The sequence below is a fragment of the Citrobacter sp. TBCS-14 genome, from assembly GCF_005280805.1.
GTDB lineage: Bacteria > Pseudomonadota > Gammaproteobacteria > Enterobacterales > Enterobacteriaceae > Citrobacter > Citrobacter gillenii.
Map to the genome: position 1 here is coordinate 1 of NZ_SZWM01001357.1, position 310 is coordinate 310.

Consider the following 310-nt stretch of genomic DNA (forward strand, 5'->3'; position numbering starts at 1 on the left):
ACGGTCACGAAACGCGGCCATGAACATAAAGCGCGACTTCGACAACAAATAGCCGTTACCTTCTTTACGCCAGTCCGGATCGAGAAACAGCGTGCAAAGCTCACTGCTTCCGGTGTGATCGTTACTGAGAAACAGCGTCGGTAATGCGTTATAGACATTCAACTCTTTCGAGGCATGCACCAGAGTACCGACCCGATAGTTGTACCAGGGATCGTTAAGTCCTACCGCCACCTCAATGGCGCAAATCCCCGCCACAGTTCCGCTGGCGCTGTCTTCCAGCACAAACACATATCCCTGCTCACTTTTGGGC

1 protein-coding gene is annotated in these 310 nt (G+C 52.6%); it reads right to left on the bottom strand.

Annotated features, from left to right (window positions below; genetic code table 11):
• Positions 1–310 (bottom strand): arginine N-succinyltransferase (locus FDX22_RS29900; protein WP_186805492.1); only part of this gene is annotated, 310 nt, incomplete at both ends.